General features: G+C 70.6%; 24 protein-coding genes. 13 read left to right on the top strand and 11 right to left on the bottom strand.

From position 1 onward, the window contains the following. Position 1: 1 nt before the first annotated feature. Positions 2 to 1975 carry an aminotransferase class I/II-fold pyridoxal phosphate-dependent enzyme gene (locus OG302_RS04850; RefSeq protein ID WP_371525559.1) on the top strand — a complete coding sequence of 658 codons (1974 nt, stop codon included), beginning with the start codon at positions 2 to 4 and terminating at the stop codon, positions 1973 to 1975. Between the two features lie 6 nt (positions 1976 to 1981). On the opposite strand, the gene OG302_RS04845 is transcribed toward OG302_RS04850, so the two are convergent. Then, the gene (locus OG302_RS04845) at positions 1982 to 2431 is read right to left on the bottom strand and encodes a hypothetical protein (RefSeq protein ID WP_371525558.1); all 450 of its coding nucleotides are present in this window, start codon (positions 2429 to 2431) and stop codon (positions 1982 to 1984) included. A gap of 151 nt (positions 2432 to 2582) precedes the next feature. Between OG302_RS04845 and OG302_RS04840 the strand changes: the two genes are divergently transcribed. From OG302_RS04840 to OG302_RS04830, 3 genes are all read left to right on the top strand, one after another. Continuing rightward, positions 2583 to 4361, top strand: coding sequence for a carbamoyltransferase (locus OG302_RS04840; RefSeq protein ID WP_371525557.1), 1779 nt, complete (start codon positions 2583 to 2585; stop codon positions 4359 to 4361). A 130-nt stretch (positions 4362 to 4491) separates the two neighbouring features. Further along, positions 4492 to 5967 (top strand): esterase, encoded by a 1476-nt coding sequence (locus OG302_RS04835; RefSeq protein WP_371525556.1) that lies wholly within the window; start codon positions 4492 to 4494, stop codon positions 5965 to 5967. Between the two features lie 136 nt (positions 5968 to 6103). Beyond that, positions 6104 to 6913 carry an SDR family oxidoreductase gene (locus tag OG302_RS04830; RefSeq protein ID WP_361830921.1) on the top strand — a complete coding sequence of 270 codons (810 nt, stop codon included), beginning with the start codon at positions 6104 to 6106 and terminating at the stop codon, positions 6911 to 6913. Positions 6914 to 6943: 30 nt separating this feature from the next. Here the strand turns inward: OG302_RS04830 and OG302_RS04825 are convergent, their stop codons facing one another. Both OG302_RS04825 and OG302_RS04820 read right to left on the bottom strand, forming a co-directional pair. Beyond that, positions 6944 to 7456, bottom strand: a complete 513-nt coding sequence (locus tag OG302_RS04825; RefSeq protein WP_371525555.1) for a hypothetical protein — start codon at positions 7454 to 7456, stop codon at positions 6944 to 6946. Beyond that, the gene (locus OG302_RS04820) at positions 7440 to 7694 is read right to left on the bottom strand and encodes a hypothetical protein (RefSeq protein ID WP_371525554.1); all 255 of its coding nucleotides are present in this window, start codon (positions 7692 to 7694) and stop codon (positions 7440 to 7442) included. The genes OG302_RS04825 and OG302_RS04820 overlap by 17 nt, the downstream gene beginning before the upstream one ends. 220 nt (positions 7695 to 7914) lie before the next feature. Here OG302_RS04820 and OG302_RS04815 point away from each other — a divergent pair, with 220 nt between their 5' ends. After that, on the top strand, positions 7915 to 8301 hold the full coding sequence (locus tag OG302_RS04815; protein WP_371525553.1) for a winged helix-turn-helix transcriptional regulator: 387 nt from the start codon (positions 7915 to 7917) through the stop codon (positions 8299 to 8301). A 16-nt stretch (positions 8302 to 8317) separates the two neighbouring features. After that, positions 8318 to 9163 (top strand): aldo/keto reductase, encoded by an 846-nt coding sequence (locus tag OG302_RS04810; protein ID WP_371525552.1) that lies wholly within the window; start codon positions 8318 to 8320, stop codon positions 9161 to 9163. Here the strand turns inward: OG302_RS04810 and cynR are convergent. Further along, positions 9141 to 10028 carry a transcriptional regulator CynR gene (cynR, locus tag OG302_RS04805; RefSeq protein WP_371525551.1) on the bottom strand — a complete coding sequence of 296 codons (888 nt, stop codon included), beginning with the start codon at positions 10026 to 10028 and terminating at the stop codon, positions 9141 to 9143. The genes OG302_RS04810 and cynR overlap by 23 nt on opposite strands. A gap of 131 nt (positions 10029 to 10159) precedes the next feature. Here cynR and OG302_RS04800 point away from each other — a divergent pair, with 131 nt between their 5' ends. Further along, entirely contained in the window at positions 10160 to 10753 is a 594-nt protein-coding gene (locus tag OG302_RS04800; RefSeq protein WP_371525550.1) for a carbonic anhydrase, read from the top strand. A gap of 55 nt (positions 10754 to 10808) precedes the next feature. Then, complete coding sequence (cynS, locus tag OG302_RS04795) at positions 10809 to 11279, top strand: cyanase (RefSeq protein WP_371525549.1); 471 nt, start codon at positions 10809 to 10811, stop codon at positions 11277 to 11279. A 10-nt stretch (positions 11280 to 11289) separates the two neighbouring features. Here the strand turns inward: cynS and OG302_RS04790 are convergent, their stop codons facing one another. Beyond that, complete coding sequence (locus tag OG302_RS04790) at positions 11290 to 11829, bottom strand: GNAT family N-acetyltransferase (protein WP_371525548.1); 540 nt, start codon at positions 11827 to 11829, stop codon at positions 11290 to 11292. Positions 11830 to 11911: 82 nt separating this feature from the next. After that, entirely contained in the window at positions 11912 to 13231 is a 1320-nt protein-coding gene (locus tag OG302_RS04785; protein WP_371525547.1) for an aminotransferase class I/II-fold pyridoxal phosphate-dependent enzyme, read from the bottom strand. Between the two features lie 68 nt (positions 13232 to 13299). Here OG302_RS04785 and OG302_RS04780 point away from each other — a divergent pair, with 68 nt between their 5' ends. Next, positions 13300 to 14610: an MFS transporter gene (locus tag OG302_RS04780; protein ID WP_371525546.1), complete on the top strand. Its 1311-nt coding sequence runs from the start codon at positions 13300 to 13302 to the stop codon at positions 14608 to 14610. 88 nt (positions 14611 to 14698) lie between these two features. Here OG302_RS04780 and OG302_RS04775 read toward each other — a convergent pair whose 3' ends face one another. Beyond that, positions 14699 to 15766, bottom strand: coding sequence for a YncE family protein (locus OG302_RS04775; protein ID WP_371525545.1), 1068 nt, complete (start codon positions 15764 to 15766; stop codon positions 14699 to 14701). Positions 15767 to 15977: 211 nt separating this feature from the next. Here OG302_RS04775 and OG302_RS04770 point away from each other — a divergent pair, with 211 nt between their 5' ends. Continuing rightward, positions 15978 to 17480, top strand: coding sequence for an alpha/beta hydrolase (locus tag OG302_RS04770; RefSeq protein WP_371525544.1), 1503 nt, complete (start codon positions 15978 to 15980; stop codon positions 17478 to 17480). 18 nt (positions 17481 to 17498) lie between these two features. On the opposite strand, the gene OG302_RS04765 is transcribed toward OG302_RS04770, so the two are convergent. From OG302_RS04765 to OG302_RS04750, 4 genes are read right to left on the bottom strand one after another with little or no spacing between them, the layout of a single operon-like run. Beyond that, a complete protein-coding gene (locus OG302_RS04765) occupies positions 17499 to 18446 on the bottom strand; it encodes an aminoglycoside phosphotransferase family protein (protein WP_371525543.1) in 948 nt (315 codons plus the stop codon). Further along, positions 18443 to 19387 carry an aldo/keto reductase gene (locus OG302_RS04760; protein ID WP_361830887.1) on the bottom strand — a complete coding sequence of 315 codons (945 nt, stop codon included), beginning with the start codon at positions 19385 to 19387 and terminating at the stop codon, positions 18443 to 18445. Before OG302_RS04760 ends, OG302_RS04765 begins: the two co-directional genes overlap by 4 nt. A 45-nt stretch (positions 19388 to 19432) precedes the next feature. Continuing rightward, positions 19433 to 20347, bottom strand: a complete 915-nt coding sequence (locus OG302_RS04755; RefSeq protein ID WP_371525542.1) for an adenosine kinase — start codon at positions 20345 to 20347, stop codon at positions 19433 to 19435. A 21-nt stretch (positions 20348 to 20368) separates the two neighbouring features. Beyond that, positions 20369 to 21409, bottom strand: coding sequence for a LacI family DNA-binding transcriptional regulator (locus tag OG302_RS04750; protein ID WP_371525541.1), 1041 nt, complete (start codon positions 21407 to 21409; stop codon positions 20369 to 20371). 346 nt (positions 21410 to 21755) lie between these two features. Here OG302_RS04750 and OG302_RS04745 point away from each other — a divergent pair, with 346 nt between their 5' ends. From OG302_RS04745 to OG302_RS04735, 3 genes are read left to right on the top strand one after another with little or no spacing between them, the layout of a single operon-like run. Continuing rightward, positions 21756 to 23027 (top strand): extracellular solute-binding protein, encoded by a 1272-nt coding sequence (locus tag OG302_RS04745; protein ID WP_371525540.1) that lies wholly within the window; start codon positions 21756 to 21758, stop codon positions 23025 to 23027. Then, a complete protein-coding gene (locus tag OG302_RS04740; protein ID WP_371525539.1) occupies positions 23028 to 24038 on the top strand; it encodes a carbohydrate ABC transporter permease in 1011 nt (336 codons plus the stop codon). Continuing rightward, on the top strand, positions 24035 to 24949 hold the full coding sequence (locus OG302_RS04735) for a sugar ABC transporter permease (RefSeq protein ID WP_371525538.1): 915 nt from the start codon (positions 24035 to 24037) through the stop codon (positions 24947 to 24949). The genes OG302_RS04740 and OG302_RS04735 overlap by 4 nt, the downstream gene beginning before the upstream one ends. Positions 24950 to 24981 lie beyond the last annotated feature (32 nt).

The raw sequence follows: 24981 nt of genomic DNA, 5'->3' as shown, positions 1-24981 counted from the left end.
CATGCGCAGACCCACAGACGCAGCGGCGCTGCAGCAGATGCTCGGCGCCGCCCTCGGCTCCCGCGAGCCGGTGGGGCCCCTGGCCCGACTGGCGGGCGGCAAGGGGGCTTTCGACTCCCTGGACCCCGCCGTCCTCGAACGCCCCACCCTGATCGGCGGCGGGGCCCTGTACACCCCGACCAGCCCCGCTCCCACCGCCCCCGCGGCCGAAGAGCTGGTGCGTCGCGCCCAGGCGCTTGACGTGCCCCAGATCCTCGTGCCCAACGTGCGCCGTACCGACGACTCCCGCGCACTGCGGGCCGCGGGATTCCTGCCCTGCGCCGCCGACCCCGAGTGCGTCGTGCGGCTGACCGGGGACGTGGACGAGCTCCTGCGCGCCCGCGTGGGCGGCGGCCGACAGCGCGCCCTGCGGCGTTGCCATGACGCCGTCTCCCGTGACCTCACCTGGGAGCGGATCCGCGTGAGCGAGCTCGGCGGGCAGCCCTGGGCGCGGGACGCCTTCGTGGAACTGCACCGGAACGGGGCGGAGCGCCACGGCGGCGGCCACAACCCGTACAACGACCAGGCCCTCGACGCCCTCGTGGACGGATCGTTGGCCGATCGCGCGGAGATACTGGTGCGCCGCCGGGGGAGCACCGTCGTCCAGGTCGCGCTCACGGTCAGGTCCCACAACGGCCGGGGGCTCTACCACCTGACGCAGGCCATCGACCCCGCCGCATACGACCCCGTCTCCGAGAGGGAACTCCACGAAGCGGCCCTGTACGGGCTCTACCTCGACGCCCGGCGCGCGGGCCTGCACTGGGTCCACCTCGGCCCGGGGAACACCGACGGCAAGCGCGGCCTCGGAGCCGACCTGTTCGTCCCCCTCGACCACTGGCTGCGCGCCGAAGGCGTCACGGTCCCGGACGAAAGAGGGGAGGAGCCCGCCCTGTCGCGCTTCGCGGCTCCTCCCGTCACGACCGTGCCGGTCCCGGGCCCGGCACGCGCCCGCAACCAGCCACGGTTCGACACCATCGACCTGTCGAGCAACACCAACCCGTTCCTGGGCGCCGCCGGCCAGTACCCCCATCTCGACACGACCGAGCTCGCCCGCACCTACCTGGACACGATCTCGAAGCTGCCCGGCCACGGGGGCACCGGCGCTCTGACACCGGACCATCTGCTGTTCTCCAGCGGGTCGGTCGACGGCGTCATGCTGCTCCTCGCGGCGCTGGCATCACCCGGTGAGAGCGTGTGCGTCACGCCGCCCACCTTCCCGCTCTACGCCCACTTCGCCCGCCTGCTGCGCCTGCCCCTGGTCGAGGTGCCCCTGGACGGCGACGACCTGTCCGAACTCGACACGGAGCGGATCCTGGCCGCCGATCCGCGGGTGACCATTCTGTGCGATCCGAACAACCCCGTGGGGACCAGACTGGATCCGGCGCAGGTGCGGGCCCTCGTCACGGGCACGCGGGGCCTTGTCGTGATCGACGAGGCGTATGTCGAGTTCAGCGAGAAGCCCTCGTACGCCGGTCTCGTCGCCGAGCACGACAACCTCATCGTGCTCAGAACACTCTCGAAGGCATGGGGCCTGGCCGGCGCCCGTTGTGGGATCGCCCTGGCGCGGCCCGGCATCATCGACGCGCTGCGGCGGGTCCAGGTGCCCTTCGGATTCACCGACGCGTCGCAGGCCGCCGTGCGGGACCGGCTGACCAACACGCGGCGGCCGCTCGCCGCCATCCGGCACATCCGGGCCGAGCGCGACCGGATGGCCGGACTGCTGGCGGATCACCCGGCGGTGGAGCGGGTGTTCCCCTCGGAGGCCAACTTCCTGCTGGTGCGACTCCACCAGCACGAGCGCGTCATGGAGCAACTCCACCACGCCGGGATCGTCGTCGCCGACGTCAGTTTCCTCATTCCCGGCACCTGCCGCATTTCCATCGGCAACCGGCGCGCGAACGACGCCCTGCTCGCCGCGTTCTCCGCCGCGCCATGAGGCTGCTCAGGAGTCGGTGATTCCATCCGTCAACGGAAGGGGTCTATTGGCCCCTTCCTTCATCTCGACGACCAAGAACGACAGAACCTGGTCGCCGATATTCCTGAAGTCATGGAGGTGATGACGCTCTTCGGTGAACGTGAAATGCCGGGTCTGCCCGCGGACATACGAGATCTCTCGGCTGCTGCCGTCGCTCGCGTGCTGGCGGGCCCGGCCATCGGTGAGGGCTATCCAGGTGTAGTCGAGGACGTGCCGGTGGACCGGAATGCGCTCGCCCGGCTGGAGATGGGTCTCCCACATGCGCAGTGAATCGGTCTCTTTCACCAGCGTCTGGCCCACTCGGCCGTTGTGGGCGTTGTTCTCGAAATCCTTGTGCAGCGGAGGGCTCCAGCGGTCAAAGCCATCGGCGACGACTGTGCTGGTCAGAGGGGTTGCAGCTGAAGCGTTGTGGCCCACGGAGCGGATCCTTTCGTCACGGGTGTCCGGCATCAGATTATGACCGCAAGAATTGGAGTGGCAAGGTCGTGCGGCACTCCTATCCCACATGCATGCGGGCCAAGTAGCCTGCCGTGCACCGTTATTGTCATGCTGGGGAGGCTGAAGGCCCGTGATTGTGCTCGGTTACAACGGATTCACCAGGGGCGCGGAACTTTTCGGACGTCTCTACGGGGCGACCGGCGTCGGTCGTAATCTCCTTGTGGGGCACGACGCCGCGGCAGCCCTGACCATCGACGGCGAAGTCGTCGCCGCCGTCGAGGAAGAACAGCTGAGCCGGGTCAAGAAGACGTCCGACTTCCCGGCGAACGCGATCAAATGGTGCCTGGACTCCGCCGGTGTGGAACTCGACGACGTCGACGTATTCGCCTTCCCCTGGCGTTTTTCGCCGACCGTGGCGGAGGAGATGATGTCGCAGATAACTGGCTCCGACATGTCGGTCGCGGCGAAGTTCGACTCCCTGCGGCGCACGGGTGAGCTCTACACCGGCATGCTCAGCCGCGAGGCGGTGTACGGAGACTTCGTCCAGCGCACCGGCCACGCACTGGACCCCAACAAGCTCGTCCTGGTGCCCCATCACCTGGCCCACCTCATGTGCGGTGCCTATCTGGCGGGCGGGGGCGACGCGGCCTTCCTGGTGAGCGACGGCCGGGCCGAGACCCTCTCCTCCGTCATGGGCGAGCTGCGCGACGGCGTGGTCCGCCTCTTCGACGAGAGCGCCGTCGGCATGGCCAGCTCGCTCGGCGTGGCCTACGGACGGATCACCCGCTATCTGGGCTTCGTGCCCAACAACGACGAGTACAAGGTCATGGGCCTGGCCGCCTACGGCCCGCCGCCCCAGCACAACCCCCTGCTGGAACACGTGGTGCGCCTGCACGAGAACGGCTCGTACACCCTGTCCATCCCCAGCGACACCGGGGCCTACTACGCGCTCTTCGACAGCCTCTTCGACGGTGACAGCGAGAAGCGCGAGGAGTTCGACTTCCGGGTCAGGGTCGCCGGTCTCGCCCAGCACATGGTCGAGGCCGTCACCGCCCATCAGATGCGGAGTCTGACCGCCGCGTCCGGCATGGACACCCTGCTCTTCGAGGGCGGCCTCGCGCTCAACTGCGTGGCCAACACGAAGATGCTGGAGCGGTCGTCGTTCACCGGCATGGAGGTCAGCTTCGGGGCGAGCGACCCGGGTGTCGCCATCGGCGCGGCTGTGTACACCGCCGGTCTCAGGAACCGGCCCAAGGAGGCGGTCACCACGCCCTACCTGGGGCCTTCGTACGACCAGCAGCAGATCCTCGACGTCCTGGGGGAGTACGCGGACCGTGTGGTGTGGCAGGAGGAGCCCGACGTCTCGTCGGCCGCCGAGAGGACGGCGGGGCTGCTGGCCGAGAAGAACGTCGTCGGCTGGTTCCAGGGCCGTGCCGAGTTCGGACCACGCGCCCTGGGCAACCGCAGCATTCTCGCCAACCCGGCCTTCCCCGACATCAAGGACATCATCAATATCCGGGTCAAACACCGGGAGCCCTTCCGTCCGTTCGCGCCGGTCGTCCTCGAATCCGAGGCTCCCCGGGTCTTCGAGATGGGCAAGAAGACCTCGTCCCCGTACATGACGTTCGTCTTCCCGGTGCGCAAGGAGTACCGGGAGCGGATCCCCGGCGCCTGCCACGTGGACGGCACGGCACGGGTCCAGACGGTCGACGAGCGGCAGAACCCCGCGCTCGCGGAGCTGTTGCGCGCCTTCACGGCACGGACGGATGTGCCGTGCCTGCTCAACACCTCCTTCAACGTGGCCGGCGAGCCCATCGTCTGCTCACCGAGGGACGCCCTGGAGTGCTTCCTCGCCACCGAGATCGACCACTTGGTCATCGACCGTTTCGTGGTCACCAAGAAGTCCTGATCCCGGGGAATCGAAGGCCGCGTACAACCCTTGTGCCCCAACCGGTGTCGAACAGGGCGCCGGACAAGGAACGGGCCCTTTCCGGACACCCTCGCGCCTGCCCGGCCACTCTTCTCCACAGGAGCCGCTCGTGCGCAAGAACCGTTCGGCCGCCCTCGCCGCGGCCTCATTCCTCCTGCTCACCGGGGCGGGCATCGTCGCCGCCCCCTCCGCCGTCGCGGGCACCCCCGGGGGTACGCACGCCGACGACCGCAACAGCGACTTCAACGGCGACGGATACGAGGACGTCCTGGTCGGGGCCCCGGGGGCGACGGTCAGCGGCCAGAAGGGCGCCGGGCTCGTCACGGCCCAGTACGGCTCCTCCAGTGGCATGAACACCACCAATGTCGCCCGCTTCAGCCAGTCGACGGCCGGTGTCGCGGGCGCCGCGGAGGCGGGCGACGGCTTCGGGAAGGCCGTCGCCACCGGCGACCTGGACGGCGACGGCTTCGACGACGCGATCGTCGGCATCCCCGGCGAGGACATCGGCGACACGGCGGACGCCGGTGGTGTCGCGATCCTTTGGGGCTCGAAGCAGGGCCTCAGCGGTGAAGCCAGCGACTGGCTGGAGACCCAGGAGCCCACCAAGGGCGAACAGTTCGGCCTGAGTCTGGCCGCGGCACACCTCACCGGTGAGACGCCGGGCGACGTGCTCGCCGTACTGGACCGGGACGACCTGGAGCTCTTCGCGTACGACGCCGCACCGCAACCCGGGCAGGCCCCGCTGAAGCGCCGGGCGACCGAGCGCCTTTCCGCGGCGGCCGAGGAGCGCGACATCACGCCGAAGTCGCTCACCACCGGCGACTACGACGACAACGGCTACGCCGACCTCGTCGTGTCCGGCGTGACCGTGGGCGACGAGCCGGGGCACGGCTGGTCCGCGTACTTCTCCGGCAACACCGACGGACTCAAGTACGAGCACGATCTGCGCGGCGGACCCGTGGCCGCTTCCGGCGACATCAACCACGACGGCTTCGACGACCTGGTGACCGGCGAGCCCAACTCCCCGGACGACGGGGGCGAAACGATGACCGGCGGCCTGGTGGGCGTCCGCTACGGCGACGAGAACGGCCTCAAGGACGAGGCCAAGTGGTGGACCCAGGACAGCGCGGGTGTGCCCGGAACCGCCGAGAGCGGTGACGGCTGGGGCGGCGACCTGTCCGTGGCCGACACGAACGGCGACGGCTACGCCGACGTCGCGATCGGCGCCCCGGGCGAGGACATCGGCACGGTCGCGGACGCCGGCGCGGTCTGGGTGCTGCGCGGCGCGGAGGTCGGCCTGACGTCGGCCGGCGCCAAGTCCTTCGACCAGAACTCCGCGGACATCCCCGGCGTGGCCGAGAAGGGCGACAAGTGGGGTGCCCAGGTGCGCCTGACGGACCCGAACAGCGACGGGCGTTTCGGACTGCTGGCCGCCGCGCCCGGCGAGAACGCCGGTGACGGAGTGGTGTGGGTCCTGTCCGCGGGGGCGGGCGGCATCACCGCGGCGGGGTCCTGGACGTACGGCGGGGACTCGCTGGGCACGCCGGGCAAGGGCGCGGCGTTCGGCGCGGCGATCGACGAGTAGGAACCGGCGGCCCGCAAGGGCCCTCGGGCAGGTAAAGGCCTTCGGGCAGACATCCGAACGCGGTCGTGAGCGGCCGACGCGGCCTACGTATGATCACGGCCATGTGCTCACGACCGCGTTCGGAGGCTGAACAGGCATGACGGAGAGTCGAGTTGTCATCGTCACGGGCGGCGGGACAGGCATCGGTGCCGCCACGGCCCGGCAACTGCGCGCGGCAGGGCACCGCGTCGTCGTCTCCGGGCGGCGGCCCGAGCCGCTGCGCCGCGTCGCCGAGGAGACCGGGGCGCTGGCCCACCCCGCCGACGCGGGTGATCCCGCGGCGGTCGCCGGTCTCGTCGCGGCGGCCACGGAGGCGTACGGCCGCATCGACGGGCTCGTGCTCAACGCCGGAGTGGGGCGCAGCGGAGCGGTCGGCGACCTGTCCGACGAGGACTGGGACGCCGTGCTGAGCACCAACCTCACTGGACCCTTCCTCCTCATGCGGGCCGCGCTTCCCCACCTGCTCGAAGCACGTGGCTCGGTGGTGGCGGTCGCCTCGGTCGCCGCACTGCGCAACGGCGTGGCCAACGCCGCGTACGCCACGTCCAAGGCGGCGCTCCTCCAGCTGTGCCGCTCCCTCGCCGTCGACTACGGAAAGGCCGGGCTGCGCGCCAACACCGTGTGCCCCAGCTGGGTGCGGACCGAGATGGCCGACCGGCGGATGACCCGGTTCGCCGAGGAGGCCGGTCTGGGGGACGGCGGGGCCGACGCGGCGTACGAGGAAGCGACGCGGCTCGTCCCGGCGGGCCGGCCGGGAGAGCCCGAGGAGGTCGCCGAGGCGATCTCCTGGCTGCTTTCGCCCGCCGCCTCCTTCGTCAACGGTGCGGTGCTGACCGTCGACGGCGGGGTCACGGCGGTGGACCCCGGAACCTCCGCGTTCGACTTCAGCATCACACCGCGCGCCTGAGAACCCGGTCAGGGGCGGCGGGCTCCAGGGTCAGCCGAAGCGTTCCACGCGGAGCTGGGCGGGCGGGTACGGCGAGAAGGAGGTCGTGCCCACCGACCAGTAACCGCTGTCCGTGCCGGGGATCGGGGCGATGGCCTCGGGCAGATACGTGGGCGTCGTCTCCGGTCCCCGTTCGCTGACCCAGGCCGTGCCGTTCCAGCGCAGGTAGTGGGCGCGCTTCTGGTCCCAGAGGTCCCAGCCGGAGATACGGTCGGGCCGCCCCGCGGCATCCCCGGCGATGCCGCTCAGCAGGCCGACCGTGACCGGCGCCTGGACGATGCTCCACTGGGTGCCGTCCCAGTGCTGCGGCGTGACGCCGGGCGGTTTGCCGGGCGGCCCGCCCACGCCGTACGCGAACCCGGTCAGCCAGATGTCGTCATGCGCGACCGGGAGCAGCCCGGTCACCGAGGCACGGATGCCGAGCGTGCGGGGCACCACCGTCCAGGCGCCGTCCCAGCGGGCGATGATGTCGCCGTAGACCCACACCTCACCGCCGGATGTCACCTGGACGCCGGACGGCGTGGGCGCGGCCTCGTCCGGCAGCGGCCTGCACCAGCGCCACGTCGTGCCGTCGGTGAGCTGTGTCCCGGACTCGCCCCGCCCGGGGAAGTCCGCCTCGCGCGGCGACGGAGAGCAGATGGGCGGCGTCCTGCCCGGCCGTGGCGGCGCCGGACAAGTGGAAGGGCAGGGTCAACCCCGCGCCGGTGATGGCCAGTCCGCGGACAAGGACGCGTCTTCGCATGGAGGGAGCCCTTCTTGAGGTCTGCGGGTCTCTACGCGGGCGACACCCTGAAACGGGCTTGGTGAGCCGTCAATGCACAGGGGTGCGCGTTTCGTGTTCTGCAGGGCTCGACTCCCGCAGGGCCATGCGAGAGTTCGCGGCTCGGGCACGGAACCGAACTTGCTTTCGGTTCGTCGTCGTTGGGTGACAGGTGTGCCGCCACTTCCCTGAAGGGGGACGCATGAGCGCCAACTCGGCCCGGACCAGGCCGGCGACGCCGGTCGGGCCGCAGGTCTGCCCGGTCGGGCCGGTCGTCGACATCGTGTTCAGCCGCTGGGCCACGCCGATCCTCTGGACACTGAACGAGTACGGCCGCCTGCGCTTCGTGGAACTGCAGCGCGCCATCGCGGGCATCACGCCCAAGGTCCTGACGCAGCGGCTGCGGCAGCTGGAACGGGACGGCCTGGTGATACGCACCTACTACCCCGAGGTCCCGCCGCGCGTGGAGTACGAGATCAGTGAACTCGGGCGCAGCCTGGGGCCGTTGTTCGCCACGCTCGCCGAGTGGTCCACGGAGAACCTGGACAAGGTGGAGCAGGCCCGGACAGACTTCGACGGCGACAAGTGAGGGGCGGACGCCACACATGACAAAGAGCACCTTCCGTATCGGAGGTGAGATCGGCGTGCGTCGGATCGGGTTCGGCGCGATGCGCCTCGCGACCGAGGCAGGGGCGCCCAGGGAGGCCTCCATCGCGGTGGCCCGGCGGGCCGTCGAGCTGGGCATCACACTGATCGACACGGCGTACATGTACGGGTGGGGCGCCAACGAGGAACTGCTGGTCGAGGCGCTGTATCCGTATCCCGACGACCTGCTGATCGCGACCAAGGTCGCCATCGAACGGCCAAGCCCCGGCGAAGAGGCGTCGGTCAACGGACGGCCGGAGTTCCTGCGTGAGCAGGTCGAGCAGGCACTGCGTCGGCTGCGCGTCGAGCGGATCGGGCTCCTCCAGATGCACCGCCTCGATCCGAAGGTGCCGCTGGCCGAACAGCTCGGCACACTGCGGGAGTTCCAGCTCGACGGCAGGATCGGCCATATCGGTCTGTCGGAGGTCACCGTCGACGAGCTCGACGAGGCACGGCGGATCGTCGACGTGGCGAGCGTGCAGAACCGCTACAGCCTGCTCGACCGCGAGCACGAGGCCGTGCTCGACGCCTGCGACGGGGCGGGGATCGCCTTCCTGCCCTGGCGGCCGGTCCACCCGGCGGCATCGGCCGCCACGGCCGAGGTCGCGGCTGTCGCCGCCGAACTCGACGCCACGGCGGCGCAGGTCGCGCTGGCCTGGCTGCTCGACCGTTCGCCGGTCGTGCTGCCGATTCCCGGCACCGCCTCGCTCGACCACCTGGCGGAGAACGTCGCCGCGGCAGAGCTCCGGCTGAGCGCCGGGCAGCGTGAGCGCCTCGACCGGATCACGCTTCCCACTGCCGGATGAGCCGGGTCAGCGCCTGCGCCGCGGCACTGGTGTAGGCGCTGTCGCGGCGCAGGAGCACCACCGTGCGCGCGGGCAGGGCGGGAGCGAGCGGGACGGGGCGCAGGTGGGGGTGGTCGCGGGTGAGGGCGTCGGGCAGGACCGTGGCCAGCTCGGTGCGCCGGACGATCTCGGTCAGGGCATTGATCGAGTTGGCCTCCACGGTGATGCGAGGCTGTACGCGGTGCGTGGCGAGGTAGCCGTCGATGTGGCCGCGCGTGGCGAAGTCGCCGCTGAGCAGGGCGAGTTCGACACCGTCCGCCATCTCCCGCACCGGTAGCGCGTCCGCGCGCCCGCTGTGCGGGTGGCGGGAGCCGACGACCAGGCCCAGGGTCTCGGTGAACAGCGCCGTGGCGGCGATCCCGGGGAGGTGGTCCGCGCTGAAGGCGATGCCGAGGTCGAGTTCATCGGCGAGCAGCGCGGCTTCGATGCCGTCCTGGTTCATCTCGCGCACGTCGAGGCTGATCGCGGGATGACGCTCGTGGAACCGCGCGACGAGCGGGCCGATCAGATAGGCGGTGAACGTCGGTGTCATCGCCAGGCGCAGATGACCGCGGCTCAGGTCCTGTACGTCGAGAACGGCACGTTCGGCGGCGGCGAGGTCGCGCAGGGCGCGGCGCGCGTGCGGGACGTAGGCCTCACCGGCGTCGGTCAGGCGCACGGTGCGGCCGGTGCGGTCCAGGAGCTGGACGCCCAGTGACCTCTCCAGCTGCTTGATCTGCTGGGAGAGGGTCGGCTGCGAGATGCGCAGGTCTTCGGCGGCGCGGGTGAAATTGCCGTGTTCGGAGACGGCGAGCAGATAGCGCAGGTGACGCAGTTCCAGAGCCATGCCCCAACTATAGATGGCATCGATGGCAGACATGGCAAATGCGTCTTGGACGCTATAGGTCCAGGTCATGCATGGTGGATCTCGTCAGGCCCGCCGGGCCCGACGCCCCTACACCGTTGAAGGGAGTGACCATGCAGGACCTCACCGAGGGTGTCGCGCGCTTCCGGCGCGACGTCTTTCCGGCGAAGGCGGACCTCTTCACCCGCCTCGCGGGACACCACCGGCCGACGACGCTCTTCATCAGCTGCTCCGACGCCCGCGTGGTGCCGGAACTGCTCACGCAGAGCGAACCGGGTGAGCTGTTCGTCATCCGGACCGCCGGCAACCTCGTGCCCGCCTACACGCCCGGTGCGGACGGGGTCGCGGCGAGCATCGAGTACGCCGTCGCCGTCCTGGGAGTGTCGGACGTCGTCGTCTGCGGGCACTCCGCCTGCGGTGCGATGACCGCCCTAGCCGAACAGCACGACCTGAGCGGGCTGCCGGCCGTCGCCGACTGGCTGCGCCACGCGGACGCCTCCCGGGCCCGCGCCACCGGGGAGGCGACCGGGCTGGAAGAGACGGGTGCCCTCGTACGGGAGAACGTGCGCGCCCAGCTGGCGAACCTCGCCACCCACCCCTCCGTGGCCCGTGCCCTGCTCCGGGGAACGCTCACGCTGCACGGCTGGGTCTACGACATCCCCACCGGCACGGTCGAGGAACTCGACACGGCCGCTCGCGCCGCCTGAGCACCACGTCACGGCGTCGCCACCCCACCACCCCACCACGTAAGGAATTCTTCTCATGCAGCACGCCCAGTTCGACCCCGCCGCCCGCCGGACCCTGGCCGTCACCGCCGTCGAGGCCAAGGTGCGCAAGGACCTGTCCTGGCAGCAGATAGCCGATGTCACCGGCTACTCGGTCGCCTTCGTCACCGCCGCCGTGCTCGGCCAGCACGCCCTGCCGGAGCCCGCCGCCGAGGCCGTCGCGGAGCTCCTGGGCCTGGACACCGACGCGGCGACGCTGCTCCAGACCATCCCGACGCGCGGCTCCATCCCCGGCGGTATCCCCACCGACCCGACGATCTACCGCTTCTACGAGATGCTCCAGGTCTACGGCACCACGCTCAAGGCCCTGGTCCACGAGGAGTTCGGCGACGGCATCATCAGCGCGATCAACTTCAAGCTGGACGTGAAGAAGGTCGCCGACCCGGACGGCGGTGAGCGCGCCGTCATCACCCTGGACGGCAAGTACCTGCCGACCAAGCCCTTCTGACGGGCCGGAGTCAGATCGCCGGGCGGTCGATCCGGTAGAGGTAGTGGGCGCGGTCGTCGATGGGGTTGTCGGGTTCCAGCGACACATCGGCGACCCGCAGCAGGCCCGCCTTCTCCAGGATGCGCCAGGACGCGCGATTGCCCACGTGCACGGGGACGAGCACCGCGGTGGCGTCGGGGTGATCGGCCCAGGTGGCCCGGACGACCTCCTGGATCATGCGGGTGCCGAGCCCCTGGCCGATCCGCTTCGGGTCCCCGATGAGGTAGTCGACGGACATGGCTTCCTGAGGGATCTCCGCCTGGTGGGCCAACTCGCTCAGATCCTCCGCGTAGTCGGCGAAGCGGTAGCGCTGGACGAGGCCGAACGGTTCACCGTCGAGCAGTATGAGCAGGTCCTCCGACGGCTCCTCGCCGCGGGCCGCCGGGCCGAAGTCGCGGGCGACCGCCTCGGGCGAGGTCTCGTGGTGCCACCAGCGCGCGACGTGCGGCTGCCGCAGCCACTGCCGCAGCAGGGGGAAGTCCGTTTCGTCGAGTCGACGCCAGCTGATCATCGGGCACCTCGGCGGTGGGGCTCGGGGGAGCGGAACGGTGGCAGCTGCGCCCATTGTCCCGCCCTCGCGCCCCTGAGCGCCCTCAACCCCCGTACGTGGCCTCGGACTCGCCGAGCACCGCGGCGAAGTCATCCGCGAAGCGTGCGGCTTCCGACACTTCGAGGGTGGCCGACGTGACCCGTACGGCCGTGGGCGTGGCGATGCGGAAGCGTGAGCCCGCGGCCACCCACCACCCCCGCGAGCGCAGTCCGTTGACCACCGCGGACTCGTCCCGCACCGGCACGGACACGTTCAGCCCGCTCGCCCCGTGTGCGGCGATCCCGCGCCGAGTGAGCTCGCCGGTCAGCGCCTCGCGCCGCTCGGCGTAGACCCGCTCGGCCCGCCCCACGAGCGCCCTCGCATCGGGATCGGCCATCGTGCGCTCGACCGTTTCCTGCAGCAGATGACTGACCCACCCCGAGGTGAGCAGCATCCGCCCCTCGTGCCGGGCCAGCGTGGTCGCGTCGCACGCCAATGCCGCCCAGCGCAGGTCGACGCTCAGGTGCTTGGACACGGTCCGCACCTGCGCCCACCGTTCGAGCCCGCCGGACGCCAGCGAGTGCGAGGGCGCCCCCGCGACCTCCGCGTTGTGATCGTCCTCGATGACCAGCACTTCCGGGTGGCCGCCGAGTGCTTCGAGCAGGGCGTCGCGGCGGGCCGCCGAGAAGCAGCCGCCCACCGGGTTCTGACCGCGCGGGCTGCACACGACCGCCCTGACGCCCGCCCGCAGGGCGCCGCGCAGCGCCTCCGGCCTGATCCCCTCGTCGTCCACCGCGACCGGCACCATACGCAGGCCCAACGCCGGTACCAGGTCCAGGAGATGGTGGAACCCCGGGTCCTCGACGGCCACCGCGTCGCCCGGCTTCAGCTCCACGGAGAGCAGCCGCGCCATGCAGTCAAGGGCGCCGTGCGCGAAGGTCACCCGGTTGTCCGGAATCCCGTCCCGCGCGAACCACTCCCGGGCCAGTCCCTCGAGCCCCGCGCGGCGCGGCGAACCGCGGTGCGAACCGCTGACGGGGGCCACTCGCTCGGGCGGCAGCAGCGCCGGCATCAGTGCCGGGTCCGGATGTCCGCCCGCCAGATCGCGCACCCCGTGCGGCACCTTCGGCGGCCTGCGCGCCCCGACCGCGGGAGCCTGGGCGACCACCGTTCCGCCACGCCCGCGCGTGACCACGATCCCGCGCTGCCGGAGCTCCCTGTAGGCCGTCGCCACCGTCCCGGCGCTGACCCCGAGCTCATCGGCGAGCCTGCGCACCGGCGGCAGGGCATCCCCCGGACCCAACCAGCCCTCGGCCACGGCCTGTTCGACCGACGAGGTAATGCCCTTGGCGGTCGTGCCCTTGATCGCATATTGTGCTGCCACGTAACTGATTATGTATCAATACAAAAGTCGGGTCAAGGTCGGATCAAGTGGGAAACCAAGGGGGAGTGGTGAGCCTCAGCCGTCGGCGGGCCGCACTGTACGCACGCATACCGGGGGGCCTCGACGGGCGCCGCATGCTCTGGATCGCCCTGATCAACAAGGTGGGGACCGGGCTGTGGATGGGGGCGGCCGCCCTCTACTTCACCCTGGTCACCGGGCTCTCCGTCGCCGAGGTCGGCGTGCTCATGGGAGCTTCGGGGGCCGTGGGCATCGCGGGGGCGCCGCTCGCGGGACACCTCGCCGACCGATTCGCCGTCACCCGCGTCATCATCGGCTCCCAACTCGTGCAGGCCGCGGCCCTGTTGGCGTTGCTGACGACGGAGAACTTCTCCCTGCTCCTGCTGTACTCGGCCGTGAACAGCCTCGCCGACCGCGGCGCCAACGTCCTCACCAAGCTGTACGCCGCCCGTATCGCGGGCCAGGACCGCACCAAGTACCAGGCCGTTCAGCGCACGGTGGCCAACGCGGGCTGGGCCATCGGCGGCCTGGCGGGGGCGCTCGCGCTCGCCGTCGGCACCACTCACGCCTACCAGGCCCTGCTCGTCGGGAACGTGCTCAGCTTCCTCTTCGCCGCGTTCCTCACCCTGCGCTGCGCGGAACCGCCGTCGCCCTCCCGGGTGGTCACGGACTCCGCGGCGTCCGCGCTCCCCGCAGCTCCTTCCAACCCGTGGCGCGACCGCCGCTACCTCCTCTTCACCGCCACCGAGGCGGCGCTGTTCCTCGACGACGCGGTGCTCCAGGTCGGCATCCCGCTGTGGATCGTCCACGCCACGGACGCCCCGCACGGCCTCGCGCCGCTGCTCATGGTCCTCAACTGCGTGCTCGTCGTCTGCTGCCAGGTCCCGTTGTCCCGCTTCGGAGGTACGCCGGAACGGGCCCGCCATCTCCTCGTACCCCTCGCCGCCTGCTTCGTCGTCGGCTGCGCCGCGATGACCGTCTCGGTGGCGGGCGGCACTTGGCCGGCCGTCATCGCGCTCGTGATCGCGGCGATCGCCTTCACCTTCGCGGAGATACTGCACGCCATCGCGTCCTGGGAGCTCTCCATCGCGCTCGCCCCTGATGACGCCCAGGGCGCCTACCTCGGTGTGCACGGACTGTCGTCTTCGGCCCAGCGCAGCGGGGGACCGCTCCTGGTCACCGCCGTCATCGCCGCGGGACCCCTGGCCTGGCCGCTGCTCGGCGCGGGTGTGATCGTGACGGTGGCGGCGCAGAGCCGTCTCGTGCGCGAGCGGCCGCTCCGGCCGGGCGGACCGGTGGATGTGCCCGGCGCACTGCCCGACCGTGAACGCGGTGAACGCGGTCAGCGGCTCGGGTCGTGACCCGTCGTACGTGCGGACGTCCCGCCCGCCACGCGATCGTGGCGGGCGGGACGAAGAGGTGAGGAACCGTGTGCGGGTCCGCGGAGGCTCAGCGGCCGATCCGGATGCGGTGCGCCTGGTCCTGGCCCTCGGGGCCGGTGCCGGACTTGTCGACCACGAACGCCGTACCGCCCGTCACCTGGATGTGGTTGGGGCTCGCGCCGGTGGCCAGGGTCTCGACGACGGCGCCCTTGGCGGGGTCGACGACCGTGACGGTGCCGGGGGTCCGGTTGGCGACCAGGACCTTGCCCGAACGCCGGTCGGTGGCGACGGACAGGGCGCCCGCGCCGGTCGGCACGGACTTCTTCACGGTGCCCTTTTTGAGGTCGACGACGGAGAGGCCGCCGGCGGCCTGGTCGGCGGTGTAGGCGGTGCGGCCGTCCTTGGAGAGCGCGAGGGAGATCGGGCCGTCGCCGGTCGGGATGAGGCGGGGGCTCTCGCCCTTCGGGGTGATCTCGATGATCCGGTCGCCGCCCAGGTCGGCGGCGTACGCGGCGCCGGTCCGCTCGTTCACGGCCAGGCCGGCCGGGGTCGACCCCTCGACCGTGACGCGCTTCTTCTCCTTGAAGGTGCGGGTGTCGAAGGCGACGACGGTGCCGTCGCCGAAGCTGCTCGCCCACGCCGTGTTGTGCCTGGTGTCCACGACGACCTCACGGGCGTGGTTCACGCCGGGCAGTGAGGCGAGGTGCTTGCCGGTGCGCTGGTCGTAGACGGCGACGGAGTTGTCGCGGGTGTTCGTGGTCCAGACGGTGTTGTGCTCGTCGTCGACGGCGATCCCGTAGACCGCCTCGACGGCGCCGGTCTCGGCGTTGGTCACCGGAGGCGTGTAGCTGTCCTTCACCTTGAGCGTGCGCGGGTCGACCTTCAGGAGGCTGGAGTTGGTGACGGGCGGCCGGCCCACCGCGGAGGTGGCCCACAGCACGTTGTTCCGCTCGGAGTACGCGGACTGGTAGAGACCCTTCACGAGCGGCGCGGACTCGACGGTCGAGCCGGACGCTTTGCCGGAGGTCTGGCCGGGCTGCGCGGACGCGGTACCGGTCAGGGCCAGCGCACTGCCCGCGGCGAAGGCCACGGCAACTGCGGCGGTACGGCGAATGCGGCAGGTGAGAGAGGTCATGCTGCGTCAATCTCCTTGACTGAGGCGCCTCCAGGAGAGGCGATCACCCGATAACTTAGCTTAGCCTAACCTAAGTATCACGCATTCAATTGTGTGGCGCCCGACACATCCGACCCTCTCTCCCCTAGGGGGAAGGCAAGGGCAAACCCCCACCCCGCTAAGCCAGTTGGGAGGATGTGGCGGCCATGCGGGGGCGGCGAGGATCTTCCCCATGACGAAGAACAAGCGAAACGCCGCCCTGCTCGCCGCCTCGGCGGCCATCCTCAGCCTCACCGCACCGCTGGCCGCGACGGCCTCGACTCCCGCCGCCCCCAACGCTCTCTCCACCGTCGGGCCCCTGGACTGGCAGCCGTGCGAGGGCAGGGGCCTCGACCCCCGCCAGGAGTGCGCCACCGTCGACGTCCCGATGGACTACGCCGACCCCACCGGCAAGCAGATCGGCATCGCCGTCTCCCGCATCCCCAGCGAGAACCCCGAGGCACGCCGAGGCGCCCTGTTCCTGATCCCCGGCGGGCCCGGCGGACTCGGCCTCGACACCCCGTCGGGCAAGGGCCAGAAGCTGCCGAAAGCGGTCCGCGACACGTACGACCTGATCGGCTTCGACCCACGCGGCCTCGGCCGCTCCACCCCGGTGAGCTGCGGTCTCGAACACGCCGACCTCGCCATGTCGAGGTTGCGCCCCTGGCCTGCCGCCGACGGCTCCATCAGCGAGAACATGACCACCGCGCAGCGGATGTCGGATGCCTGCGCACGCAACGGCGGTGATCTCATCCGCCACATCACCACCGCCAACGAGGCCCGCGACATCGACCGCATCCGGGCGGCCCTCGGCGAGCGGAAGCTCTCCGCGTGGGGTGTCTCCTACGGCACCTACGTCGGGGCGGTCTACAGCCAGCTCTTCCCGCGCCGCACCGACCGCGTCGTCCTGGACAGCAACGACGACCCCGACCCCACACGGGTCTCCCGCGCCTGGGTCGCCGCGCACGAGCAAGGAGTCGAGGACACCTTCCCGGAGTTCGCCAAGTGGGCCTCGGCACCGGGCAATCCGCACCGCCTCGCCGAAACGGCGGCCGAAGTGCGCCCGCTCTTCCTGGAACTGGCCGCCGAGCTCGACCGCGAGCCGATCCCATGGCCCGGCGCCAACCCCGGGGAACTCAACGGCAACGTCCTGCGCCAGACCCTGCTCAACACGCTCTACGACCCCGACGGCTTCCCCAAGCTGGCCGAGCTGATCCTGGCCGCACGGAAGGGCACGGTCCCGCCCGCGCCGCAGGGACCGCCGGAGGCGATGATGCAGAACGCCGTCGCGGTGGGCTCCGCGGTCCTCTGCAACGACATCGAGTGGCCCAGGTCGCCAGCCGCGTACGAGAAGGGGGTCGCCGAGAGCCGTGCCAAGTACCCCCTGACGGCGGGAATGCCGCGCAACGCGATGCCGTGCGCCGCCTGGCCCTACAAGCCGAAGGAGGCCCCGGTGCGGATCACCGACAGCGGTCCGTCCACCATCCTGCTCGTCCAGAACGAGCGCGACCCGGCGACCCCGCTCAGCGGCGCCCTCAAACTCCGTACGGCCCTGGGCAAGCGCGCCACCATGGTCACGGTGAACTCGACCGGCCACGACGCCTATCTCGACAACGGCAACGAGTGCGGCGACCGGACCGTCTCCCACTACCTGGCGACGGGGGAGCGGCCGGGGCGCGACACCTACTGCGCCTAGCCACCGGACCCGGCAGGGTCAGGCCAGCAGCTCCGCGGTGTCGAGGAACGGCCGGCCGAGCTCCTCCGCCCCGAAACCGAGCACGAAGAGGCCGGTCGACACCCGCTCGAGGAAGCCCCACTCCCAGACCGCCTGCCCGTCCACCCCGGTCCGGTCCGCCAGGAGCGCACAGTAGGACCGCAGCAGAGCGTCGGCCGCGGCCCGGTCCCTGCCCTTCAACTCCGCGCACCAGTCGCGGAGCACGACCCCCAGGTCGTACGCGGGATCGGCGAGGAACCCGTCGGGGTCCACGAACACGAAGCCCGCATCGGCCCCGGCCCTGGGTGCGAGGACTTGCAGCGCGTTGCCGGGGTGCGGGTCGCCGTGCACGACGACGCAACGGCCGGGATCGAAGGCGGCGGCGCGGCGTCCGGCGTACGTCAGTGCCCGGGTCACCACCCGCTCCGAGCAGGGGCGGCCGAGGCTCTCCCACAGCCGTGCGACCAGCTCGCCGAGCGTGCGGGCCTTCTCCTCGGCCGGATCGACGGTGAGCTCCGCGGCGCGGGGCACCCGCCAGGCGCTGCGGAGCATGACGCACAGCGTCTCGATCTGCTGCCGAGGGGCGAGGCCGATGCGGTCCATCGACGGGCCGAGCGCCTCCTGGAGCATCGCGTGACGGCCGAGGTCATGGGCGAGGAGGCGCGCGTACCCCCGGCCCTCCGCTAGGCGCAGGGTGCGCACCTGGCCCGCGAAGTCCGGTGCGGGCAGGGAGACCTTGAGCACCGCGTCCCGCCCCTCGCGGGTCCTGGCCCGCGCCACGTACGAGGTGGTTCCGCCGGGCAGCGGCGGCCCGACCTCGATGGACCACCGCCGCTCCAGATCACCGAGGAGACCGGGCAGTTCGGTCAGCCACCGCTCGCCGATGGCTCCCAGGCCGTGGGCCTTCTCGCGTACGAGGGGCTGGACTTCGACGGCGGGTTCGGTCACGGCAGCGGGCCGCCCCGGGCGGTGATCCACAGGTCGTACCACTCCTCGTGGGTGAGTTCGGGTTCGCGGTGGACGGCGTCCCGGCAGGCGAGGATGCGGTCCGGGCGGCTGGTGCCGATGACGGGGGCGATCCGCGCCGGATGCCGCTGGAGCCACCACAGCAGGATCGTCTCCGGGGTCGTCCGCTTGCGTGCGGCGAGATCGGCGACGAGCCGTGCGGTCGGGGTCTCGCCGCCGCCGGTGAAGCGGCCCCGGGCGAGGGCTCCCCAGGCCTGCAGCTGGATGCCGTTGGCGGCGCAGTACTCCAGGGTCCCGTGCGGGAAGCCGCTGTCGGCGGCGGCCGGTGTGTTCACGAGCACCCCGGCCTCGACCCAGTCGCGGCTCTCCAGGCTCATCTCCAGCTGGTTGGCGACCAGCGGTACGTCCAGGTGCGCCCGCAGGTGCGCGATCTGCGCGGCGCTCATGTTCGACACACCGAACCGGCGCACCAGACCCTGCCCGTGCAGCGAGGCCAGCGCCTTCGCGATCTCCTCCGGGCCTGTCAGCGGATCGGGCCGGTGCAGGAGCAGTACGTCGATCACGTCGGTGCGCAGCCGGGTGAGGCTCTCCTCGACGCGCTGGACGATGGTCGGCCCGCGCAGGTCGTACAGACCGGGCCGGTCGCCCTCGGCCAGGCGGATGCCGCACTTGGTCTGCAGGACGATGCGTTCGCGCAGTCCGGACGCCCTGGCGAGCACCTCGCCGAAGACCGCCTCCGACTTGCCGTGCCGGTAGATGTCGGCCTGGTCGAAAACCGTGATGCCGGCCTCAAGTGCTGCTTCCACGGCGGCCTCGGCCGCGTCGATGTCCTCGGGGGCGTACGGCGTGGTGTCCCAGGTGCCGCCGAGTCCCATGCACCCGTACAGCACACGACCGGTGTGGACGTCGGTCCGCGATGCCATGTCTCTTCCTCCGTGTCGCTCCGTGGTGGACCCGGCCATCGTCGCTCAGGCCCGCGGTGGTCCGGCGGCCAGGGAGAGGAGTCGCTCCCTGCCGATGACGTCGGTGCGCGTGGCCGGGACGGTACAGGCGTACGCGCCGGCGATCGTGCCGTAGCGGGCGCAGTGCAGGGGTGGCTCGCCGGCCAGCAGGCCGAAGAGGTAGGCCGCGGCGAAGGCGTCACCGGCGCCGTTGGAGTCCACCACCGGCGCGGGGGGTGTGGCGGCCGGCACGTGGGACAGTTCGCCGTCGACGAGGAGATGGGCGCCCTCGGCCCCGGCCGTCGCGACGACCGTCCGGGCCCGGCCCCGCGCGGCGATCTGACGCATGGTCTTCTCCGGGTCGGCCAGGGCGGCCGTCGACAGGAAGACGAGGTCGGCCTCGTGCGCGAAGGCCTCGTGGTACGGCTCGGCTCCGTCCCAGTCGTGCAGGTCGGTCGAGATGCTCACCCCTGCCGCGCGCAGCGTGGGCAGGGCGAAGGCGCAGGGATGGGTGAGGGAGACGTGGGCGTGCCGGCTCACGGCGGCCAGGGCCTCGACCGTCGCCCGGGGCAGCCGGTCGGTGCCCTGCGCACGGCTGTTGTCGTACAGCGAGAGGCGCCGTCCGTCGGGGCCGACGAGGTTCACCGCGCGCTTGGTGCCGTTGCTCTGGAGAGCCTCGGTGAAGGGGATGCCGCGCTCGCGGTGCAGCGCGCGGATCAGGTCGCCCTCGTGGTCCGCGCCGATGAGGTCGATGTGATGGGTGCGCAGCCCCAGCGCCCTCACCCCCATCGCGACGAAGTCGCCGGTCTGCCCGGCGCGCGTCTCGATCGCGGGCACCATGTAACTGTCGGCGTAGGGGAGGGGCAGCTCGGGGACGTACACGATCGAGTCCACGCCCGCGCCGCCGAGCACCAGCACGTCGATCTCGGTCTCAGTGGGCACGGACGCTCCTCGGCGCACTCGTCAGGACTGGTCCGCGTTCCGGTCGGCGCGGCCGGAGGCCGTCGAGCCGCGGACCACGAGCTCCGGCATGAAGAGGAACTCGCTGTGCGGGGCGGGCGTTCCGCCGATCTCCTCCAGGAGGGTGCGGACCGAGGCCTGGCCCATCGCCTGGACCGGCTGGCGGATCGTGGTCAGCGGGGGGTCGGTGAACGCGATGAGCGGGGAGTCGTCGTAACCGACCACCGAGATGTCCTGCGGCACCCGCAAGTCCCGTTCCCGGGCGGCCCGGACGGCGCCGAGGGCCATCATGTCGCTGGCGCACACGAGCGCGGTGCAGCCCCGGCCGATGAGCGTGCCCGCCGCGGCCTGGCCGCCCTCCAGCGTGTAGAGGGAGTGCTCGATCAGCTCCTCGGAGTCCGCGGGTGACAGGCCGAGGGCTTCGCGCATGCCGAGCTGGAAGCCCTCGATCTTGCGCAGAACGGGCACGAAACGCTTGGGTCCCACCGCGAGCCCGATGCGGGTGTGGCCCAGCGAGGCGAGGTGCGTGACGGCGAGCCGGGCCGCGGCGCGGTCGTCCGTGGAGACGAAGGGGGCCTGCACCTTGGGGGAGAAGCCGTTGACGAGGACGAAGGGCACGCCCTTGCCGCGCAGCACTTCGTACCGCTCCATGTCGGCGGTGGTGTCGGCGTGCAGGCCGGAGACGAAGATGATCCCGGAGACGCCGCGGTCCACGAGCATGTCCGTGAGTTCGTCCTCGGTGGAGCCGCCGGGCGTCTGGGTGGCGAGGACCGGTGTGTAGCCCTGGCGGGTCAGGGCCTGGGCGATGACCTGGGCGAGCGCGGGGAAGATCGGGTTGTCCAGCTCGGGCGTGATCAAGCCGATCAGTCCTGCGCTGCTGCGCTGGCGCAGCCGCGTGGGACGTTCGAAGCCGAGCATGTCCAGGGCGGCGAGGACGGATTCGCGGGTGGCCGCAGCCACACCGGGCTTGCCGTTGAGCACGCGGCTGACGGTGGCTTCGCTCACCCCCGCCTGCGCTGCGATGTCGACGAGCCGTGCGGTCATGCGGGGACTGTACCGGTGATCCGCCGGATTGCACACCGGTTGTGAAAGCTTGCAGAAAGCTCTGCCCTTGCAAGGAGCTTGCGGGCCACTCCGGACGCGATGAGGGCGGCCATGTGCCACCTCAGGGGCCTGTCAAGCGCAGCAAGAGAAACCGAAAGGACACACGGCGGTAACGATCAGCAGTCCTTGCAGAAATTTCCCGCAAGCTCTTTCGGGCGCTTTTCAATCCTGTTACGTTCCCTGGCAACCCGGCGCCGCGTCGAGTGCGGCTCGCAGGAGGCAGCTCAGTTGGGGTCCAGCTGGGGTTCCGCCTCCCCTTGTTCCGGGATCAGTTGAAGGAGTTCACATGCGGCGTGGCATAGCGGCCACCGCAATCGTCGCGGCCCTGGCCCTGACAGCGGCAGCGTGCGGTGGCGATGACGGTGACAGCGGCAAGAAGGCTTCGGGCAAGCTGTCCGGGACCGTCACTTTCTGGGACACCTCGAACGATGCCGAGAAGGGGACCTACGAGAAGCTCGCCAAGGGCTTCGAGAAGCTCCACCCGGACGTCAAGGTCAACTACGTGAGCGTCGCGTTCGGCGAGGCCAACGCCAAGTTCAAGAACGCCGCGGGCGGCAACTCCGGCGCCCCCGACGTCATGCGCACCGAGGTCGCCTGGGTCGCGGACTTCGCCAACCTGGGCTACCTCGCCCCGCTGGAGGGCACCCCCGCCCTCGACAAGGCGGACGACTACCTCCCGCAGGCCGCGGCAAGCACCAAGTTCAAGGGCAAGACCTACGCCGCCCCGCAGACCATCGACACCCTGGCGCTCTTCTACAACAAGAAGATGCTCAAGGAAGCCGGTGTCGAGGCGCCCAAGACCTTCGACGAGGTGAAGAGCGCCGCGAAGAAGATCAAGTCGAAGACCGGCAAGACCGGCCTCTACCTGCGCGGTGACGACCCGTACTACTACCTCCCGTACCTCTACGGCGAGGGCGGCGACCTCCTCGACACCAAGAGCAAGAAGGTCACCGTCGACGACCCCCAGGGCGCCGCGGCCTTCAAGGTCATGAAGGACCTGGTCGACTCCAAGGCGGCCACCACCGACGCGAGCGACGGTTACAACAACCAGCTCAACGCCTTCAAGGACGGCGACGTCGCGATGGCCCTCGACGGACCCTGGTCCATCGAAGGAGCCATGCAGGGCAAGGAGTTCAAGGGCGACAAGGCCAACCTCGGCATCGCCCCCGTGCCCGGCGGCAGCGACCGGCAGGCCTCCCCGCAGGGCGGCTGGAACCTCGCGGCCTACGCGGGCTCCAAGAACCTCGACGCCAGCTACGAGTTCATCAAGTACATGAGCTCGGCCAAGGTGCAGCAGCAGACCACCGAGAAGCTGAGCCTGCTGCCCACCCGTACCTCTGTGTACGACGTGAAGTCCGTCAAGGACAACCAGATGGTCCAGTTCTTCAAGCCGGCCGTGGACAAGTCCGTGGAGCGGCCCTGGATCCCGGAGGCCAACGCCCTGTTCGAGCCGATCCGGCTGCAGATGGAGAAGGTGCTCAGCGGCAAGACCTCGCCCGAGGACGGGGCGAAGGGTGTCGGCGACGCCTACCGCAAGCTGCTGAAGGACTACAAGTAAATGGCTGTTGACAGCAGCCAGTCCCTTGCCAAGGCCGCGGACGCCCACGGCGTCCGCGGCCGCGGCCCGCGGACCGGCAAGACCCCAGGACGGCTCCGCAGGTCGCTGTCCACCCACTGGTACGCCTGGGCCATGGTCGCCCCCGTGGTGGCCGTGATCGGCGTGATCATCGGATACCCGCTGGTGCGGGGCCTGTACCTGTCGACGACCGACGCCAACGAGGCGAACGTCGAGCGCACCATCGGCGTCAACCACATCCCGGCGACCTACAAGTCCGTCGGCCTGGACAACTACACGGCGGTCCTCTCCGACGGCGTCTTCTGGGACCGGCTGACCTGGACGGTCATCTGGACCGTCTCCTGCGTCGCCATCTCCTTCGCGCTCGGCCTCACCCTGGCGAACATGCTCAACCGCAAGCTGGCGGGACGCTCCCTCTACCGGATGGCGCTGATCCTGCCGTGGGCGGTGCCCGCCTTCGTCTCCGTCTTCACCTGGCGGCTGCTCTTCAACGAGAAGAACGGCATCCTCAACAAGCTCCTCGCCGGTGGCGGCATCGACGCGATTCCGTGGCTCAACGACCCCACCTGGGCCAAGCTCTCGGTGATCATGGTCAATGTCTGGCTCGGCGTCCCGTTCATGCTGGTCGCCATGCTCGGCGGACTCCAGTCCATTCCCGGCGAGCTCTACGAGGCCGCGGAGATGGACGGCGCGAACGCCTGGCAGCGCTTCCGGCACATCACGCTGCCGGGCCTGCGCACCGTCAGCAGCACCGTGATCCTCATCAGCGGCATCTGGACCTTCAACATGTTCCCGGTGATCTTCCTGCTCACCCGGGGCGGTCCGGGCGACGCCACCGAGATCCTGGTGACGTACGCCTACCGGCTCTCGTTCGTCGTGAGCCCGCGCGACTTCGCGGGATCCGCGGCCTGGGGCGTCATCATTCTGCTGCTCCTTTCGCTCTTCGCGGTCGTCTACCGCCGCGCGCTCCGCAAGCAGGGAGAAGTGTGGTGACCACCGTGACCAACTCCGAGGGCCAGGCCAAGGCCCCGTCCCAGAGCCGCCCGAAGTCCCCGAACCGGCCCAAGAAGGTCAGGCAGCGCGGTGAACGCGGGCCGCTGGCCTCGGTCGCGCTCCACGTGGGCCTGCTGCTCGCCTCCGCCACCGCGGTGCTCCCACCGCTGTGGCTCCTGATCACCTCGTTCAAGCCGACGAGCGAGGCGTTCTCCACCGACCTGGTCAAGGACTTCACGTTCCGCAACTACGACCACGTCGTCAACGACACCGAGTTCCTGAGCTGGCTCGGCAACTCCCTGTTCGTCGTGGGACTGACCACGGTGATCGGCGTCTTCATCTCCGCGACCACCGGCTACGCCGTCAGCCGCTTCAAGTTCCCCGGCATGCGGCCGCTGATGTGGCTCCTGCTGATCACCCAGATGTTCCCCGTCGCGGTGCTCATCGTGCCGCTCTACAACCTCCTCGCCAGCCTGGGCCTGCTCAACCAGCCCATCGGCCTGGTCGTCACCTATCTGACGATCGCCGTGCCCTTCTGCGCCTGGATGATGAAGGGGTACTTCGACACCATCCCGGTGGAGATCGACGAAGCCGGACGTGTGGACGGGCTCAACCCGTTCGGCACCTTCTGGCGGCTCATCGTGCCGCTGGCCAAGCCCGGTCTCGCCGTCACCGGCTTCTACAGCTTCATCACCGGCTGGGCCGAAGTCGCCTACGCCTCCGCCTTCATGACCGGCGAGGAGAACCTCACCCTGGCGGGCGGCCTGCAGACCTTCGTCAATCAGTACACCAGCGACTGGGGCTCGCTGACCGCCTCCGCCGTGATCGTCGCGGTGCCCGCCGCGGTGATCTTCGGCTTCGTGCAGCGCCACCTCGTCTCCGGCCTCACGGCCGGCGCGACGAAGTCCTGACGCGGCACCCACCTCTTGGACGCGGCACACCC

Source organism: Streptomyces sp. NBC_01283, assembly GCF_041435335.1.
Classification (GTDB): Bacteria; Actinomycetota; Actinomycetes; order Streptomycetales; family Streptomycetaceae; genus Streptomyces.
Note: the sequence above shows the minus strand (reverse complement) of the source record. Positions and strands in the feature narration are given on the sequence as shown.